Annotated in this window: 14 protein-coding genes; 11 read left to right on the top strand and 3 right to left on the bottom strand. The window is 69.3% G+C overall.

Annotated features, from left to right (window positions below):
• Window positions 1-30: 30 nt before the first annotated feature.
• Window positions 31-999 (top strand): hypothetical protein, encoded by a 969-nt coding sequence (locus tag QHF83_RS05610; RefSeq protein WP_282416728.1) that lies wholly within the window; start codon window positions 31-33, stop codon window positions 997-999.
• A 119-nt stretch (window positions 1,000-1,118) separates the two neighbouring features.
• On the opposite strand, the gene QHF83_RS05615 is transcribed toward QHF83_RS05610, so the two are convergent.
• From QHF83_RS05615 to QHF83_RS05625, 3 genes are all read right to left on the bottom strand, one after another.
• Window positions 1,119-2,042 carry a hypothetical protein gene (locus tag QHF83_RS05615; RefSeq protein WP_282416729.1) on the bottom strand — a complete coding sequence of 308 codons (924 nt, stop codon included), beginning with the start codon at window positions 2,040-2,042 and terminating at the stop codon, window positions 1,119-1,121.
• A gap of 48 nt (window positions 2,043-2,090) precedes the next feature.
• The gene (locus tag QHF83_RS05620) at window positions 2,091-3,488 is read right to left on the bottom strand and encodes a cytochrome c biogenesis protein CcdA (protein ID WP_282416730.1); all 1,398 of its coding nucleotides are present in this window, start codon (window positions 3,486-3,488) and stop codon (window positions 2,091-2,093) included.
• Window positions 3,489-3,550: 62 nt separating this feature from the next.
• A complete protein-coding gene (locus QHF83_RS05625; RefSeq protein WP_282416731.1) occupies window positions 3,551-4,468 on the bottom strand; it encodes a tetratricopeptide repeat protein in 918 nt (305 codons plus the stop codon).
• Between the two features lie 122 nt (window positions 4,469-4,590).
• On the opposite strand from QHF83_RS05625, the gene QHF83_RS05630 reads away from it, so the two are divergent.
• The 10 genes from QHF83_RS05630 to asnS all read left to right on the top strand — a co-directional run bounded on the left by QHF83_RS05630 (window position 4,591) and on the right by asnS (window position 16,239).
• Window positions 4,591-4,926, top strand: coding sequence for a hypothetical protein (locus QHF83_RS05630; RefSeq protein WP_282416732.1), 336 nt, complete (start codon window positions 4,591-4,593; stop codon window positions 4,924-4,926).
• A complete protein-coding gene (locus QHF83_RS05635; RefSeq protein WP_282416733.1) occupies window positions 4,914-5,261 on the top strand; it encodes a hypothetical protein in 348 nt (115 codons plus the stop codon). Before QHF83_RS05630 ends, QHF83_RS05635 begins: the two co-directional genes overlap by 13 nt.
• Before the next feature lie 142 nt (window positions 5,262-5,403).
• Window positions 5,404-6,243, top strand: coding sequence for a hypothetical protein (locus QHF83_RS05640; protein WP_282416734.1), 840 nt, complete (start codon window positions 5,404-5,406; stop codon window positions 6,241-6,243).
• A gap of 28 nt (window positions 6,244-6,271) precedes the next feature.
• Window positions 6,272-7,924, top strand: a complete 1,653-nt coding sequence (locus QHF83_RS05645) for a DUF2254 family protein (protein WP_282416735.1) — start codon at window positions 6,272-6,274, stop codon at window positions 7,922-7,924.
• Window positions 7,925-7,993: 69 nt separating this feature from the next.
• Window positions 7,994-9,349 (top strand): hypothetical protein, encoded by a 1,356-nt coding sequence (locus QHF83_RS05650; protein ID WP_282416736.1) that lies wholly within the window; start codon window positions 7,994-7,996, stop codon window positions 9,347-9,349.
• Entirely contained in the window at window positions 9,346-10,719 is a 1,374-nt protein-coding gene (locus tag QHF83_RS05655) for a hypothetical protein (protein WP_282416737.1), read from the top strand. The genes QHF83_RS05650 and QHF83_RS05655 overlap by 4 nt, the downstream gene beginning before the upstream one ends.
• Window positions 10,720-10,726: 7 nt before the next feature.
• Window positions 10,727-12,574 carry a serine/threonine-protein kinase gene (locus tag QHF83_RS05660; protein WP_282416738.1) on the top strand — a complete coding sequence of 616 codons (1,848 nt, stop codon included), beginning with the start codon at window positions 10,727-10,729 and terminating at the stop codon, window positions 12,572-12,574.
• Between the two features lie 8 nt (window positions 12,575-12,582).
• Window positions 12,583-13,875: a hypothetical protein gene (locus QHF83_RS05665; protein ID WP_282416739.1), complete on the top strand. Its 1,293-nt coding sequence runs from the start codon at window positions 12,583-12,585 to the stop codon at window positions 13,873-13,875.
• 11 nt (window positions 13,876-13,886) lie between these two features.
• Entirely contained in the window at window positions 13,887-14,738 is an 852-nt protein-coding gene (locus QHF83_RS05670) for a sulfurtransferase (RefSeq protein WP_282416740.1), read from the top strand.
• A gap of 109 nt (window positions 14,739-14,847) precedes the next feature.
• Window positions 14,848-16,239 carry an asparagine--tRNA ligase gene (asnS, locus tag QHF83_RS05675; protein WP_282416741.1) on the top strand — a complete coding sequence of 464 codons (1,392 nt, stop codon included), beginning with the start codon at window positions 14,848-14,850 and terminating at the stop codon, window positions 16,237-16,239.
• Window positions 16,240-16,320: the final 81 nt, after the last annotated feature.

Consider the following 16,320-nt stretch of genomic DNA (forward strand, 5'->3'; position numbering starts at 1 on the left):
ACTCGTCGCGGGCCGCGTCGATGTACGTGCATGGTCCAACGAGTTTGCCCTGAGGTTTGCTTTCCATTTCTATTGGCCCTGGCCGCGGCGCTCGCCGCGCTCCTCCACGTAACGCCGGCGCGCGCCGCAGCGACGTTGCTGGACGACGACTGGGCGTTCCACGCGGTCGCGGATCTCGACGACGCGCAGGCGCACGAGCTCTGGAGCGACGGCGCCGCGCAGGGATCGTTGTGGGTCTGCCTGCAGGCGTCGTTCGTTCGTCGCGATGAGGGAAAAAACGATCTCGGCGCGATGGTGCTCGTCGGGGTTCCGATCGAACGGATCGCCGAGCCTGCGAGGACGCGGCGCGCGCGTGGTCGCATCGCCAAGGCCACGAGCGTTGATCCGCCCGCGCCTTCGCCGGAGCCCGCGCCTTCCACGGCTGCCGAGACGCCCGCGGAGCCACCACGTGCTCCGCTGCGGCTCTTGATCTCGCCGTCGGTCGCGCGTGCCGTCGTGTCGGCGGCGATCGAGCATGCGCGCCTCGAAGAGCACGTCACGCGGATCGATCGTGTGGCATCCCGAGCGCGCGCGTCTGCGCTCCTGCCCGAGCTTCGGCTGCGCGTGACACGCCTGCTCGACGAGTCGCGCGCGCTCTCGCCGACGGAGTACGATCCGGATCGCGTCACGGCCACCGGAGGCTCGAGCTTGTGGCTCGAAGCGCGCGCGACGTTTCGCCTCGACCGGCTGGTCTTCGCCGACGAGGAGGTCGCGCTCGAACGGCTCCGCGAGGAGCGCGCCGCCGCGAGGCACAAGCTCGAAGCGCGCGTGCTCGAAGCGCTCTTCACGTGGCAACGCGCGTGCGTGGAGCGCGACGACGAGACACGTGATCCCGAGGCACGCACGCGCGCTGAGCTGACGGCGATGGAGGCGGACGGCACACTCGACGTGCTGACGGGTGGCTTCTGGTCGCGATGGAAAACGACGCGACTCGGGGAGTCAGCGACAGCAACGCGCTGATCCCTTGCATCGACCGCATCGCGGTCGATGCACCCTTGGTCCAGGGCTGCGCCCTGGTCCGGGTCCAGGGGCGGATAGCCCCTGGTCGGGCCCGGGGTGAAACCCCGGCGCAACGGCCGTCAGAGAATATCCGACGACAACTTCACCCAGCGCTCTGCCGTGCCGACGTCGCCGTCCTTGTCCTTCACGCTGGCCTTCACGAGGAGCGTCTTACCGAGGAGCGGCTCGATGTCCGTCGCGCCGTCGATCTGGAACCGCAGGCCGTAGAGCTTGCAGAACCCGCCCTCGTCGGGATCGAACGTGAAGATCACGGTGAACGGGTTGATGTCGAGGTCGAGCTCCTCGACGTGGCCCGTGAGCGTCGTGATGCTCCCCGACTGCCGCAGGTTCTTCATCCGCAGCGCGATCCAGATGTGATGCCCGCCCTGCGGACCCGCCTCGACCTGCGCGAGATCGTAGTCGCTCGTCGGCAGGTAATCGGCCTGGCCCTTGCCCACGAAGAGCGTCGGCGGGCCATCGTTCGCCTTGCAGATGTCCGTCTTTCCTTTGGACCAGCTGGAGCTGTACTCCTCGAGCATCGCGGGGCTCACGTACGACGCGCCGCAGACGCCGCCCGTGCACGTCTGCGGCGCGTCGCAGGTCGGCGCCGTCGAGCCGGCACACGCGGAGGCGAGATCGGCCCGCAAGAGAAGCGTGCGACCCGCCTGGATGGTGCTGCCCGCGGTGCGGACGACGAGCGGCGTGCTCGTGCTGCCGAAGGCCTCGATCTCGACGTCGACGTCGTCGCCGTCCTCGAGGTCCGTGAAGCTGATCTCGAGCGGGATCTGAAAGGGAGACGCGCCGTCGGAGAAGAGCTCCTCGTCGCTGACGACCGCGCCGTTGACCTTGCGGATCACGTGCAAGCGCACGACGTCGACGCCGACGCGCAGATCACTCGTGACGCCGACGACGAGGCCGCCCCGCGTCGGCGCACCGCCGGAGCAACCAGGAAGGACGAGGAGGAGGGTGACGAGGAGGGAGAGAAGCCGGACGACGTTACGCATGACGGACCTCGCGACGGGGGAGGATGCGAGGTGGCGCGGGCGCGTCCGTCAGTCGATGCCCTCGATGGCCTTGAGGAACCTGTCGGCAGGGACGAACTCGGTGAACCGCTGCCGCTCCTTGCCGTTCGAGTCGAAGATGACCACCGTCGGAAGCCCAACCACCCCGTACTTCTTCTTCACCTGCTCGACCTGCGGATCCTCGTCGTCGGTCGCGTCGAACTTGACCGCGACGAAGTTGCCCGCCTTTTCCATGACGCGTGGATCGGAGAAGGTGTGCTTCGTGAACTCTTTGCAAGCGCCGCACCAGTCGGCCGTGAAGTCGACCATCAGCGGCCGCTTCTCGCGCTGCGCCCTCTCCGTCGCTTCCTTCTCCGAGTGCTCCCACGCGAGGAGCTTCTTGCCGGCCGCCGCCTCCGCCGTCGCCACGACGTGCGGCATCTCGGGCGGCAGCTCGATGCTGATCCAGAGGATGAAGCCACCCGCCGTCGCCGCCGTGATGCCGAGCGCCTTGCGGATCTTCACGCCGATGCCGCCGTCGCTCCAGTCGAGGTGCACCGCGCCGAGCAGGATCCCGAACAGGATCGCTCCGCCGCCCGCGACCATGAACATCGTGTCATGGCGTGCCACCTTGGTCATCGCCGGGATGGCGTAACGCAGGAAGTAGAGCGCGCAGACGAGCAGGACGGTGCCGAAGAACGACTTCACCGAGACCATCCACTTGCCGCTCTTCGGCAGGCCGACAGCGAACGCGCCGACGAGGAAGAAGGGCAGGCCGAGGCCGAGCGCGTAGCAGAAGCCCACGAGCGCGCCGAGCACCACGTTCTGCGTCTTGCCGATCCAGAGCAGCACGCCCGTGAGCACGGGGCCCGTGCACGGCGCGGCGATCAAGCTGCTCACGAGGCCGAGCGCAAACGCGCCGCCGTAACCGACGCCGCCGACGCTGGAGAGCCGCTGCATCAAGCTGTCGGGGAGCGTGAGCTCGAAGGCGCCGAACATCGACGCGGCCATCGCGCCCATCACGAGCGCGATCCCGACGTTGACCCACCACTTCTGCAGCGCCGCGCCGAACAGGCCGCCCGTGAGCGCCGCGCCGACGAGCAGCGTGGTGAAGAGGACCGCGATGCCCATGACGAACGAGAGCGAGAGCAGAACGGCCTGCTTCCGGCTCGACGCCTGCTTGGCCCCGAAGACGCTGACCGTGATCGCGATCATCGGGTAGACGCAGGGCGTGAGGCACGTGAGGAGGCCGCCGGCGAACGCGCCTACCGCGCCGCCGACGAGGCCGTAGTCCTCGCGCAGGCGCGTGAAGAGGTCGCGGCTGTCCTCCGCCGCGAAGGCCGCGGAGGGCGAGAGCAAGAGCACCCCGAGCGCGAGCGCGGCGAGGCAAAGCGGCGCGAGCGATCGAGGCCCGGAGAGAGGCTGAGCACGTCGGAAGGCGGGTCGCACGGCGCGTATGTTACCAAAGGGTCGGACGTTCGGCCCGATCCGCGAGCGACACGCGCTTCGATTCAATCGGCCGGGAGGCGAGCGAGCGCCTGGCGGGCGGCCTCGATCTCATCGCGGAGCGCGATGGCGGCGGCTCTCCGGCCCGACATGGTGCGGTCGACGAAGGCTTCGAGCCAACGGCGGGCGTCGTCCGGTCGGCCGGCATGCAGGGCCAGGAGGCCGAGCACGAAGCGGCCGTATCCGTTCCCCGCGGGCGCGACGATCAGCCTGTCGATGATGTCGCCAATCCCCTCCACGGTTTGCCCGAGCGCGAGGCGGGCGAGCGCGAGGTGCCCGTGATAGAGCGGCTTGTCCGTCGTGCCCCAGCGCGCGGCGCGTGACATCGCGGCGATCGCCTCGGCGTAGCGGTGGTGCAGGTAGAAGAGGCTGCCGAGGGTCCAGTAGTGGAACGCCTTGCGGCTCGCGGGGCCGATGCGCGCGGCGAGCCGGAGATGCGCGGCCGCGCCCTCGACATCGCCGAGCGCCTGTTTGGCGCGCGCGGCATCTTGATGCGCGACGTCGGGCAGCACGTCGAGTGTCAGCGCTTGCTCGGCGATCGCGGCGGCCTGCACGAAGCGGCCCTCCTCGTAGTAGGCGAGGTAGAGCTGACGGAGCAGCATCGCCTGCGTCGTGCGATCGAGCTGCGCACGTGTGGCGAGGCCGCGCCGCGCCCAGAGCGCGCGTGAGCGTGGCGTCGGCGCTTCGAGCGCGCGGCGGAGCATGTCCTCGGCGAGCACGGATTTCGGACGCGCGGGCCGCTTCTTCGCCGGTGCCTTCGCGCGCTCGCGGCGCGCGGAAGTTTTCTTCGTGGCTGTAGCGGCGCTGTCCGCCTCGCGTTCGCGCTCCGGTTCACGCGACGCGCGCCGCGGCGCCTTTGGCTTGGCCGTCTTCCCCGCTCCTGCGGGGGCGAAGGAAGCTGGGTTGTCCTTCGCCTTGCTCACGGATCGAGATTAGCAAGGCCTATACAAGCGTCCAGAATTCGACAGGGCCTCCCGTGCGAGGTCGTGACCCCTCGCGCGGCGAGGTTGCGCCTCGGGCGGAGGCACGCCAAGGTCTCGACGCCATGGGCCAGCGGGTAATGGAGCAGGGTGGTTCGAGCGCGAGGAGGGGCCTCGCCGGGGCCTCCCTGATGCTCGCGCTCGGGTTCTTCGGGGTCGGGTGTGGTCGCCCGGCGACGCGCGCGGAGTGCGACGAGATCCTCGACAAGAGCGCCGCGATCGAGCTCGCCGCGCAGAACGTCACCGATCCGGCCGAGGTGCAGAAGAGGACGGCCGCCGTCCGCGCCGCGCGGGGGGAGGAGCTCGTCAGCAAGTGCGTCGGCCGCCGGATCACGCAGCGCGCGATGGAGTGCGTGCGCAAGGCCACGACGGCCGATCAGGTCGATCAGTGCCTCAATTGAGCTCGCCCGCGACCCGCGCGGAGGTGATCGCGACGCTCCTGATCGTGCTCGCCGCCGTGGGGTTCGTCCTGTCGAAGCCGCTCCGACGCTCCTTGTCGTCGCATCCTTCTCCAGACACGTGCGCGGCCCTGCTCGATCGTTACGTGGAGCACATCGTCCACGCGATCAACGACAAGCCGCCGGCCTCCGAGCTCGCCTCGCGCAAGGCGCAGGCGCGCACGCTCGCGTCGACGGATCCCAAGTTTGCCCGCTGCCCGACCTACCTCACGGTGGACGAGGCCGCGTGTGCGATGCGCGCGAACAACGCCGACGAGTTCGAGCGATGTCTTCCGTAAGGAAGAACGACAATCCCGGAGAGCGGTGCCTGCGAGGGCGCAAGATTTCAGCGGTCGTGTCGATCTGTGCGTCGTTTCTTGGTCGCGTCGGCGGACCCTATGGTAGGGTCTCTTCGGGCCTTCAGGAGCCTTATCGATCGCCGTGAAAGTCATCTCACCGCTTCTCGGCTTCAACAACAACGTCAAACACAAGGGACGTGTCTTCCATATTCAAACGGAAGACTCGGGGCACCGTCACCCGCATGTAATCACGCATCTTTTTGCGGACGGCGGGCGCATCCTGAAGACCCTGAAGACCTCCTACGCGGAGCACCTCAACGAGGCGAACGTGCAGGAGATCGTCCGTCAGCTGATGAAAGATCAGCACAAGGCGATGTTCGTCGCTTTGCGAGACGGACAGTTCGACCACATTTTCGAGGAGAAGACCGAGGCGCCCGCGCCCGCTGCGGCGCCCGCGCCTGCCGCTGCGGCGCCCGCGCCTCCTCCTCCGGCGCCCGAGCCCGCAGCGCCTCCGCCGAGCTTCAAGCCGGATCTGCCGCAGCGCCCCTCCGTGCTGATGAACGCGGCGGATCTGCAGGCCGCGCTTCGGGGCAATCCGCCTTCGCCGCGGCCGCCGCTGGCGTCGGTATCGCCCGCGGACATCGATGCCTCGCTGGCCGGGCTCGAGGAGCAGACGAAAGCGCCCGAGACGGCGGCGTTCGTGCAGCAGACGCAGGACGTTCCGCCGCCGCCCACGTCGGTCAAGAAGGGCGGCGCGCTCTTCACGGCAGGCGTCTACCGCGCGCTCGGCACGCCGGAGCCCGCGTCGTCGCCGTCCTCCGCGGGTCGTTACGCGCAGACCCGCCCCCCGGCCATCTTCGCGACCGCGCGCCCCGCGCAGGGAACCTCGATCTTCGGAGAGGATCTCATCAGCGAGAAATCGCTCGACGAGGTCATCCTGAGCTACCTGGCCGAGGACCTCGAGGGCGGCGAGAGCCCGTAGCCGCGCTCTCGTCCTCTCGAGGAGGCTCGTGCGTAAAGCTCGCCTCACGTTCTCGAACAGCTTGTGGCTCTACCCGCTGTCGATCCTCGCGATCGTCAGCGTGACGGCGTTCGTCGCGTTCCGGCTCCTCGATCTCTCGCACGCGCAGCCCGGCGGCGTGACCGCGCTCTTCGGCGAGATGTCGCCCGACGACGCGAGCCGGATCATGGGCGGCACGGGCGAGGTGATCGCCGCGATCCTCGGCATCGTCATCACGGTCGCGTCGATCATCGTGCAGCTCGCGGCGACGCGGTACACGCCGCGCATCACGGACATGTTCTTCCGGGACCGTACGAACCGCGCGGTGATCGCGTTCTTCGTGGTCTCGGCTGTCTTCTCGCTCTGGGTGAACTACGCGATCCGGCAGGCGCCCGATCCCGCGCAGTCCTTCGTCCCGCGCTTCGGCGTCATGGGCTCGATCGTGCTGCTCACGCTGAGCCTCCTCGTGATGGCGCCGTACTTCAATTACGTCTTCGACTTCCTCGAGCCCGACAAGATCGTCGAGCGCATCCGCAGGGGCGGCGTGGCGCAGGCGCTGCGCAAATCGAGCGACGAGTCGGAGGAGGAGGTCGACGGCCGGCGCATGACGGCGCTCTCGGCGCTCGAGCACCTCGCCGACATCGGGCTCAACGCGATCGAGCAGAAGGACAAGGGCATCGCCTCGAACACGGTCGACGCGATCTGCGACCTCGTGGTCGCGTACATGCCGCACAAGCGCGAGCTCGACGATCGGTGGTTCTCGATCCGCGGCCGATTGCTCAAGGACGCCGACTTCGTGAGCATGAACGAGATCGCGCTCGGCAAGCTCCAGAGCGATCGGACCTGGCTCGAATACAAGGCGCTGCGGCAGTTCTTGATGGTCTACCGCGAGGCGCTCACGGAGATGCCCGACATCGTCAACCGCATCGCGATCGGCACGCGGTACATCGGGCTCGCGGCGCTCGCGGCGGAGGAGCGGGCCGCGCTCGCGACGGTGATCAAGTTCTTCAACACGTACATGCGCCGCGCGCTGAACGCGCGGGACGTGCCCGCGGCCTACAACTGCCTGAACCAGTACCGCTACCTCGGCGAGAAGATCCTCTCGCAGGGCTGGGGCGACGAGGCGCTCCGGATCGCGGGGCACTTCAAGTACTACGCGCAGACGGCCCACGCGATGAAGCTCGCGTTCGTCACGGAGACCGTGGCCTTCGATCTCTGCGCGCTGAACGAGCTCGCCTACGATCTCGGCGCGGACGTGCGTGACGAGCTCTTGCAGATCTTCCTCGAGGTCGACAAGGAGGCCGAGGTGGCGCAGCAGGAGCTGTCGCTCCGCGGCGTGCGCAAGGCCCAGGTCAAGCTCGCGACGTACTACCTGCAGAAGGGCGAGATCGATCTCGCGCGGCGGATCCACCGCGACATGCGCGACGAGCGGCCCGATCGGCTGCGCTCGATCAAGAACGAGATGCTCTCCGTGACCACGAACGAGTTCTGGGAGATCAACGATCGGGGGGTGGTCTTCGAGTACATCGAGCCGGCGAGGCACGCCCACTTGCACCAGTTTTTCGAGTGGTTTCCCCACCTCGAAGGGCACGACCGCGAGGCGGGCGGGCCGAAGCAGGCCGCGCCCGCGGCCCTCACGCCCGGCGGCGCGCACGAAGGCTGACCCGGCGCCGCGCATTTCCCACGCAAAGCGGCAGGATCCGGGGGTAGACTGCTCGGCATGCTCGGGCGGATGGCCCGCTACGTCCTGGTCCTTTCGGCGCTCCTCGGCGCGGGCTGCACGCCCGAGCTCGGCGACGTGCCGTTCGCATGCGAAACCGGCGGAGTCTGCCCCGAAGGGTACTCGTGCCAGGCCACGGTCTGCGTGCGCGACGGCGCGAGCCCCACGAGCCGCAGGCCGAAGCGTGTTGCCTGGATCAATCCGCCGGAGATGTTCTGGCTCTCGTCCGAAGGCGAGGGCGCGACGCTCATCGTGAACGACGGTTTCACCCCGGGCGCGCGCGGGATCTACGAGATTCGCGTCGCGCCCGACGGCAAGCTGTCCGAGCCGCGCGCGCTCTTCACGTACGGCGGCGGGACGATCTCCTCGGCCGTGGTGCCGCTGCCCGATGGCCGCTACGGCGTGGTGCTCGTGCGGTTCCCAAACGTCGAGTCCGACGAGATGACGCTCGAGCTCCTGGGGATCGAGCGCACGTCGGCGAGCGGCTCGACGCCCGCCGTGGAGAAACTCTTCTCCACGACGACGCCGTTCCTCGGCGGCGCGGAGCCGCCGTACGTCGGCGCCTCGATCGACGGAACCACGCTGAACATCGCGTGGACCGTGCCCTCGGGCGGCGGTCGTGTGGAGGTGCTGCACCTCGAGCGGGAAGGCTCGCTCTGGAACCCCACGTGGAAGGCGTCGACGAACCTGCCGCCGGACGTGCCGCCGCTTTCCGGCGACTGCCAGATCTTCCGCGACGACAGCGGCCTGCTCACGGTGCGCGTGGGCTTCGAGAGCTACGCGCTCTCGACGGTGGATCCCGCGACCGTGATGGGCGGCATGGGCTCGATGACCGAGTTTGCGCCGACCACCGACGAGCCGCTCTTCGGCTGGAAAGACGGCGTCTTCGCGTTGCGACTCGGCGACTACGATCCGGCGAAGGCGGCGCACGCGGTGAGCTACGTCTTCACCCCCACGATGGGCATGCCCACGGAGGACAAGGGCTTCACGATGCCGGAGACGGCCACGCCGTTCGTGGGCACGCCGTTCGAGGGTGGTGCGCTCGTGGCGCCGGTCTCGCGTGATCCGAAGCTGCCCACGATCGACGTCGCGTGGCGCTCGCCGACGGAGCCGTTGCGGATCGTGGCGAGCGTGCCGCGGACGAGCACGGGATCGATCTTCACGGCGCGCGCCTTTGGCCTCGGCGACAAGGCGTACGTCGCGTGGACCGAGTTCTACGAGTCGAACATGGACCTCTGGATCGGCGTGTCGGATCTGCGCCGTGGGGGCGTGGGGACGCTCCTCGGTCGATCGGCGCGCGCGCGCGGGTTCGCGCGGCCGACCGAAGGGCCGCGGATCGAGAAGGCGCAAGGACAGGGGGCACCTTGACGGGATCGAGGGGACGGGTTTTTTCGGGCGCCCTGGTGGCCGCGCTCGGGATGTTCGGGGCGGGCTGCGGGGAACCTTCGTTCGGGGAGATGCCGGCGCTCTGCGCGGAGGGCGGCTCTTGCCCCGAGGGATACGACTGCATTCACGGCGTCTGCGCGCTGCCGGGCACGGCCGTGCCCATCACCGTTGGCGTCGTCCCGTACCTGCGCGGCTCGGACGTGCGCATGGTGCCGCAAGCCTCGGGCGTGCTCGTCGTGTGGGAGACGTACGCGTACTCCGACGAAGGGCAGCGCTTCGTGGGCGCGCGCGTCACGCCCGCGGGCGACGTGAGCCCGCGCATGGACATCGTGGGTCGCTACGTCGCGGACGCCGACTCGCTCGAGCCCTACTTCGACGTCCTGCCCGTGGGCGGTGATCGCGTGCTCGTGGCGATCAGCGCGCCTTCGCTCCCCGACGATCCCACCGTCGAGCCGCGCCTCGTCACGTACCGCGTCGATCTGCCTCCCGAGGGGCGCGAGGATCAGCCGGCCGCGTTCGAATCCGCGTGGGCCAAGGAGGAACGCCTCGCGACCGTGGGATACGGCGCGGTGAGCTTTCCGAAGCTCCTCCACCGCGGCGATCGTGTCGAGCTCGGCTACGTGCGTTCGCGGACGGCGACCATCGACAACAACCTGGAGACGGTCGCGGAGCTCGCGATCTTCTCGATGCAGGAGGACGGCACGCTCTTCTCGCCGGAGCCCACGTATCACCCGGCGCGCGCGAATTTGCCCGTCGCCGTCGGTGTCCTCGGCGCGTTCGGCGTGAGCACGGGCGCGTGGTGGATCCTCGACAACGAGCGGCCGAGCGCGGTGCTCTTGCCCGACGGCGGTGGTGAAGCCGAAGTGAAGCTCGGTCGCCTCGCGATCCCCGTCGCCGCGGATGACGCGTCCCTCACGTACATCGAGCCCTCGGCGCGTCAGGGGGACAAGCAGCCGACGGATCCCGTCTCGGGTCCGGCCGGGCTTCGCTCGGTCGCGGCGCCCGTGATCGGTGATCCCACGCCGCCCGTCGAGACCTCGATCGGCGCGCTTCCAGGCCTGCGCGACACGCCGCGCCCCACGTGGATCGGACGCGAAGGCGCAAAGCCGATCCTCGTGACGCCCGGCGAGGCCGTCGATGCGCCGGAGATAGCGGTCTACCTCGTCGATCCGGCGAGCGCGGAGGCGTCGCGCGTGGCTTCGATCCCGCGGCTCTCCACGCGCAGCATCGGCGCGCTCCATGCGGTCCTCACCTCGGGCAAGCTCTTCGTCGGCTGGCTCGAGACGGACGAAACGTCGGCCACGATCCGCATGGCCGTCCTACCCGAGCCCGAGCCCCCGGCGGCACCTTGAGGCGCGTATGAGCATCGGCTCCATTGGCTCCCAGCCTCTGTTCGCAGGCAAGTACCGCCTCCTCCGCATGCTCGGCAAGGGCGCGATGGGTGAGGTTTGGCTCGCCGAGGAGGAAGGGCCGCGCAACTTCCGCCGCCGCGTCGCGGTGAAGCGGCTGCTCACCGCGGGCGACATCGGCGACGTCGCGACCGACTCGTTCGTCGCCGAGGCCCAGGTGATCGCGCGCCTCGATCATCCGAACGTCGTGCGCCTGATCGAGCTCGGCAACGCCGAGGGGGGTCTCTACCTCGTGCTCGAGTTCGTCGACGGCGCCGCGCTCGATCGCATCTTCAAGCGCACGGGGACGCTCGCGCCCGCGACGGTCGCGTACATCGGACGCGAGGTCGCGCGCGCGCTCGAGGCCGTGCACGGCATGTGCGACGAGAACGGCAACAACGTCGGTGTCGTGCATCGCGACGTCACGCCGTCGAACATCCTCGTCGCGCGTGACGGCCGCGTGCGGCTCTCGGACTTCGGCGTGGCGCGGATCTCGGGCCTCGGCGGCGAGAAGACCGAGACCGGCGTGTTCAAGGGCAAACTCCCGTACATGCCGCCCGAGCAGGCGCGCGGCGAGCCCTTCGATGGTCGCGCCGACGTGTTCGCGCTCGGCATCACGCTCTTCGAAGGCCTCCTCGGGCGCAGGCTGCGCAAGGCCGAGACGCAGACGCAGCTCCTCATGATGATCGCGAGCGAGCCGGTCGCGCGCGTGCACGAGCTCATGCCGGGCGTCCCGGATGCGCTCGCACACGCCATCGATCGCGCGACGGAGCTCGATCCGCGCCGGCGCATCGCGGACGGCGGAGAGCTCGCGTATCTCATGGACGAGGCGCTCCGCGCGCTCGGTCCGAGCGCCGTGAAGGAAGCGCAGGCCGAGCTTCGCGCGCGTGTCGAGCAGGTGGCGGGCGCGCCGGCCGGTGGCTCGAGCGCGCCGGGCACGGGGCAAGCGAAGCGGCCGCAGGAGTGGAGCATGCAGCTCGGCACGGGCGCGCAGCGACCGAGCGCGTTTCCGGTGGAGACCACGCGTTCGTCCGACGCACCGGCGCAACCCTCGTACGGCACGCACGGTGGCATGATGCAGCCGGGGACGGGCGCGGGGCGGATCTCGGCGCCCGGATATCACCCGTCGATGGTGGGCGCGCCGGGATCGGCGCCTGGATCGAACACGACGAGCGGCGGCCTTGGCGTGACGAACGTCGGGAATTTCGCGGACGCGGGCGCGCCGTCGAGCTTGCAGACGAGGGGGCGACGCTCGATGGTCCTGCCCGTGCTCGCGCTCGCGGGCTTCACGATCCTCGGCGGCGTGACGGCATTCTTCGTGCTCTCGCGGAGCGCGTCGGGGCCGCGTACGGATCAAGCCGTCACGTCGGCGTCGCCGTCCGCGATCGCGCCGGCGCCGACCGCGACGGTCGCCGCGGCGCCGAGCACGACGGGCCCCGAGGCGCAGCCGACGACGACCACGTCGACGGGCGTGCCCTCGTCTGCGCCGACGGCGACGATCGCGCAGGGGACGGGCGGACGTTTCGATCCCAAACGAACGGGGCAAGGATCGACGGCCGCGCCGACCGCGTCCGCGTCGGCCGAGGAAGCGAACTCGAACGAGCCGGGCACGCTCGTCGTGTCCGTCTCGCCTTGGGCCGACGTGACCGTGGATGGTCGTTCGGTCGGGACCACGCCGCTCGCGCCGATCTCGCTCGCGCCGGGCCCGCACTCGGTGGTCTTGCGCAACAGCGAGCTCGGCGCGTCGCGCAGCCTGTCGGTCACCATCAAGCCGGGCAAACCGTCGTCGGTCCGGGTGGATCTGCGCAGGGCGGAGTAAGGTTTGCCATGAAGAACGGGAGGCGGAGCATGGGCGCTCGGCTCGGGCGAGTCGCGGTGGCTCTTTCGGTGGTTGTGGCCCTCGGCGCCGCCGGGACGGAGGCGCGAGGGGAGGATCTCGCGAGCGTCGTGGCGAGGGCGCGCGAGCAGGTCGAGAGCGGCGCGTTCGCGGACGCGCTCCGCACGCTGAACACGCTGCCCAAGTCGGAGCTCCCGCCGACGCTCGCGGTGGAGGCGGGCCTGCTCGAGACGCAGGCCGCGCTGGTCACGCGCGGCGAGGCCGCGGGCGCGCAGGCGTGCACGAAGGCGGTCGTGGCGGCGGGTTACGATCCCGAGGTCGCGCGTGATCAATCGCCGAAGGTGCGCGCGGCCTGTCGCACGGCCGCGGAGAGCGCGCGCAAAGATCGGATCGAACGTGCGGGCGTGAAGCTCTCGGACCTCGAGCTCGAAGCGCCGGAAGTGGCGTGGGCGCCCGTGCGGATCTCCGCGACGGCGAGCGTCACGCCTCCTTGGCTGCGCGTGATCGCGCGGGTTCGATCGAGCGCGATCGAAGGATCGTTCGATCTGCCGCTCGCGCCTTCGCCCGACGGGCCTCTGCGCGGCACGCTCGATCCTTCGTTCATCCGGCCGAAGGCCAAGCTCGACATCACGATCGTCGCGCAGGACAAGTTCGGGGATCTCGCGACGACCGCGCTCACGAAGTCGCTCACGGTGCCTGGGCAGGAAGCGATTGTCGCGCTCGGCGACGTGCCGGGCTCGGCCGTGGTGCTCGTCGACGACAAGCCCGTCGATCCGGACGACGACGGCCGCGTCGCCGTCGAGCCGGGCAAACACGAGGTCGAGATGCAGGTGGACGGCGCGACGTCGAGCACGGTCGTCACCGTGCAGCGCGGAAGCGTGGCGCGCGTGGCGCTGTCGCCGACGAAGGGCGGCGGGCGCACGTTCGCCTGGATCGCGACCGGTTTGACCGTCGGGCTCGGCGCTGCCTCGGGCGTGTTTCTCTACACGGCGGCTTCGCGCACGAGCGAGATCGAGGACCTCGCGGCGCTACGCGAGCCGGGCACGAGCTTGCCCGCGACGGACTATGCCGAGATCAAGGCGCGGGACGACGAGCGACGGACGTTCCAGACGGTGGGCCTCGGCCTCGCGATCGGCGGCGGCGTGATGGGCGCGCTCGCGCTCACGTTCTGGCTTTTGCCCTCGGGCGGTGGGAAAAAAGCGCCGAAGAAGGACGCGCATCTCGCGCCCGTGGTCGTGCCGTACATCGGGCCGGGGAGCGTGGGTTTGTCGGGTACGTTCTAGGAGAAACGCCGATGTCCGAAGGCCCGCTCGTCACGGTGGACTGGCTCGCGGCGCATGCAACCGATCCGCGTGTCCGCGTGGTCGACGTGCGCTGGTATCTCTCGGGCAAGCGCGGCGTGGATGCGTATGCAGCGGGCCACATCCCCGGCGCGTCGTTCGCTGATCTCGACGTGGAGCTCGCGGGGGATCCTGCGCGAGGCCCGGGCCGTCATCCGCTGCCCGAACCTGACAAATTCGCCGCGTTGCTCTCGCGCCTCGGCGTCACCGAGGATTCGATCGTCGTCGCCTACGACGACGCCGGCGGCGCGATCGCGGCGCGCATGTGGTGGCTGCTTCGCTACTTCGGGCATCACGGCGGTCGTGTCCTCGACGGCGGCATCGGCGCCTGGATCGCTTCCGGCCGCGCGCTCAGCACCGACCTTCCGCACATCACGCCCGCGCCCTCCCTCGCGCTTCGGCCCGGCGGTGCTCCCGTCGTGGACAAGGTCGACGTCGCTCGCTTTGCCGCGCTCGGCTCGCCGGCGGCCCTCGTCCTCGATGCGCGGGCTCGCGAGCGGTACGAGGGCCGCTCGGAGCCGATCGACGCGCGCGCCGGGCACGTCCCCGGCGCCCGGAATGCGCCTTTCGTGGAGAACCTCGTTTCGCCCGGCGGGGCTTTCCTTTCGCGCGAGGCGCTCGCCGCGCGGTACCGGGCGCTCGGCGCGCTCGATGCGAAGAACGTCGTTTGTTACTGCGGCTCCGGCGTCACCGCCTGCCACGATCTCCTCGCCCTCGCGATCCTCGGCCGCGAGGACGTCGCTCTGTACGAGGGATCCTGGAGCGACTGGGCGCGGGACGCGGCCCTCCCGATCGAGACTGGCTGAGCCTCGATCCGGGAAGCCCCTTGCGCCGTCGCAACTCCGGTGCTTTGGGGTTTGGGGTGTAGGACGCCGAAGGCGATCTGGAGCCGCAAGCGTCGACCAGAGGAAAGCCATGCAGATCCATCGCGTACAGGAGCTTTTCAAGCAGTCGCCCGTTGGCCAGCGCGTGAGCGTGTGCGGTTGGATCCGCACGCGCCGCGACGCGAAGAACAACTTCTCCTTCCTGGAGATCAACGACGGCTCCTGCTTGAAGAACCTGCAGGTCATCGCGGACGGCACGCTCGAGAACTACGAGACCGAGGTGAAGAAGCTCGGCACGGGTTCGAGCGTGCGCGTCGAGGGGACCGTCGTCGCGAGCCAGGGCAAGGAGCAGGCGATCGAGATCAAGGCCGAGCGCGTGCACGTCTACGGCTTCGCGTCCGAGGACTTCCCGCTGCAGAAGAAGCGCCACGGCTTCGACTACCTGCGAACGATCGGCCACCTCCGGCCGCGCACGAACACCTTCGGCGCGGTCACGCGCATCCGCCACACCCTGGCGATGGCCGTGCACGACTTCTTCCGCTCGCGCGGGTTCTTCTACGTCCACACCCCGATCATCACGGCCAATGACGCCGAGGGCGCGGGCGAGATGTTCCAGGTCACGACGCTCGACCTCGACAAGCTCCCGCGCACGCCCGAGGGCAAGATCGACTACGCGAGGGACTTCTTCGGCCGCCGCACGAGCCTCACCGTGAGCGGCCAGCTCGAGGGCGAGACCTACGCGATGGCCCTCGGCAACATCTACACGTTCGGCCCCACGTTCCGCGCCGAGAACTCGAACACCACGCGCCACCTCGCCGAGTTCTGGATGATCGAGCCCGAGATGGCGTTCGCGGACCTCGATCACAACGCGTACATCGCCGAGGAGTTCTTGAAGCACGTCATCCGCGCCGTGATCGAGCAGAACCAGGAGGACCTGAACCTGCTCGACAGCTTCGTGCAGAAGGGCCTGAAGGAGAGCCTCCAGAACATCGTCGCGGGTCCGTTCGCGCGCATGACGTACACCGAGGCGATCGAGATCCTCGAGAAGTCCGGCCAGAAGTTCGAGTACCCGGCGAAGTGGGGCTCGAGCTTGCAGACGGAGCACGAGCGGTACCTGACCGAGGTGCACCTGAAGAAGCCCGTGATCCTCACGGACTATCCGAAGGACTTCACGGCCTTCTACATGCGCCTGAACGACGACAAGAAGACCGTGCGCAACATGGACGTGCTCGTGCCGCAGATCGGCGAGATCATCGGCGGCAGCCAGCGCGAGGAGCGCTTGGACGTGCTGCTCGAGCGCATGCAGGAGGCCGGCCTCGAGCCCGAGGAGTACGAGTTCTACATCGACCTCCGCAAGTACGGCACGGCCCCGCACGCGGGCTTCGGCCTCGGCTTCGAGCGCCTCGTCCTGCTCTGCACGGGCATGGGCAACATCCGGGACGTCATCCCGTTCCCGCGCACGCCCGGGCACTGCGAGTTCTGAGACCCGACGAAAAGAGCCCGGCGCATCCGGGCTCTTTTTTCTGTTCAATTACGTGCATGGATGCAATCATTTGATCCGTGC

The organism is Polyangium sp. 15x6, from assembly GCF_029960785.1.
Taxonomy (GTDB): domain Bacteria; phylum Myxococcota_A; class Polyangia; order Polyangiales; family Polyangiaceae; genus Polyangium.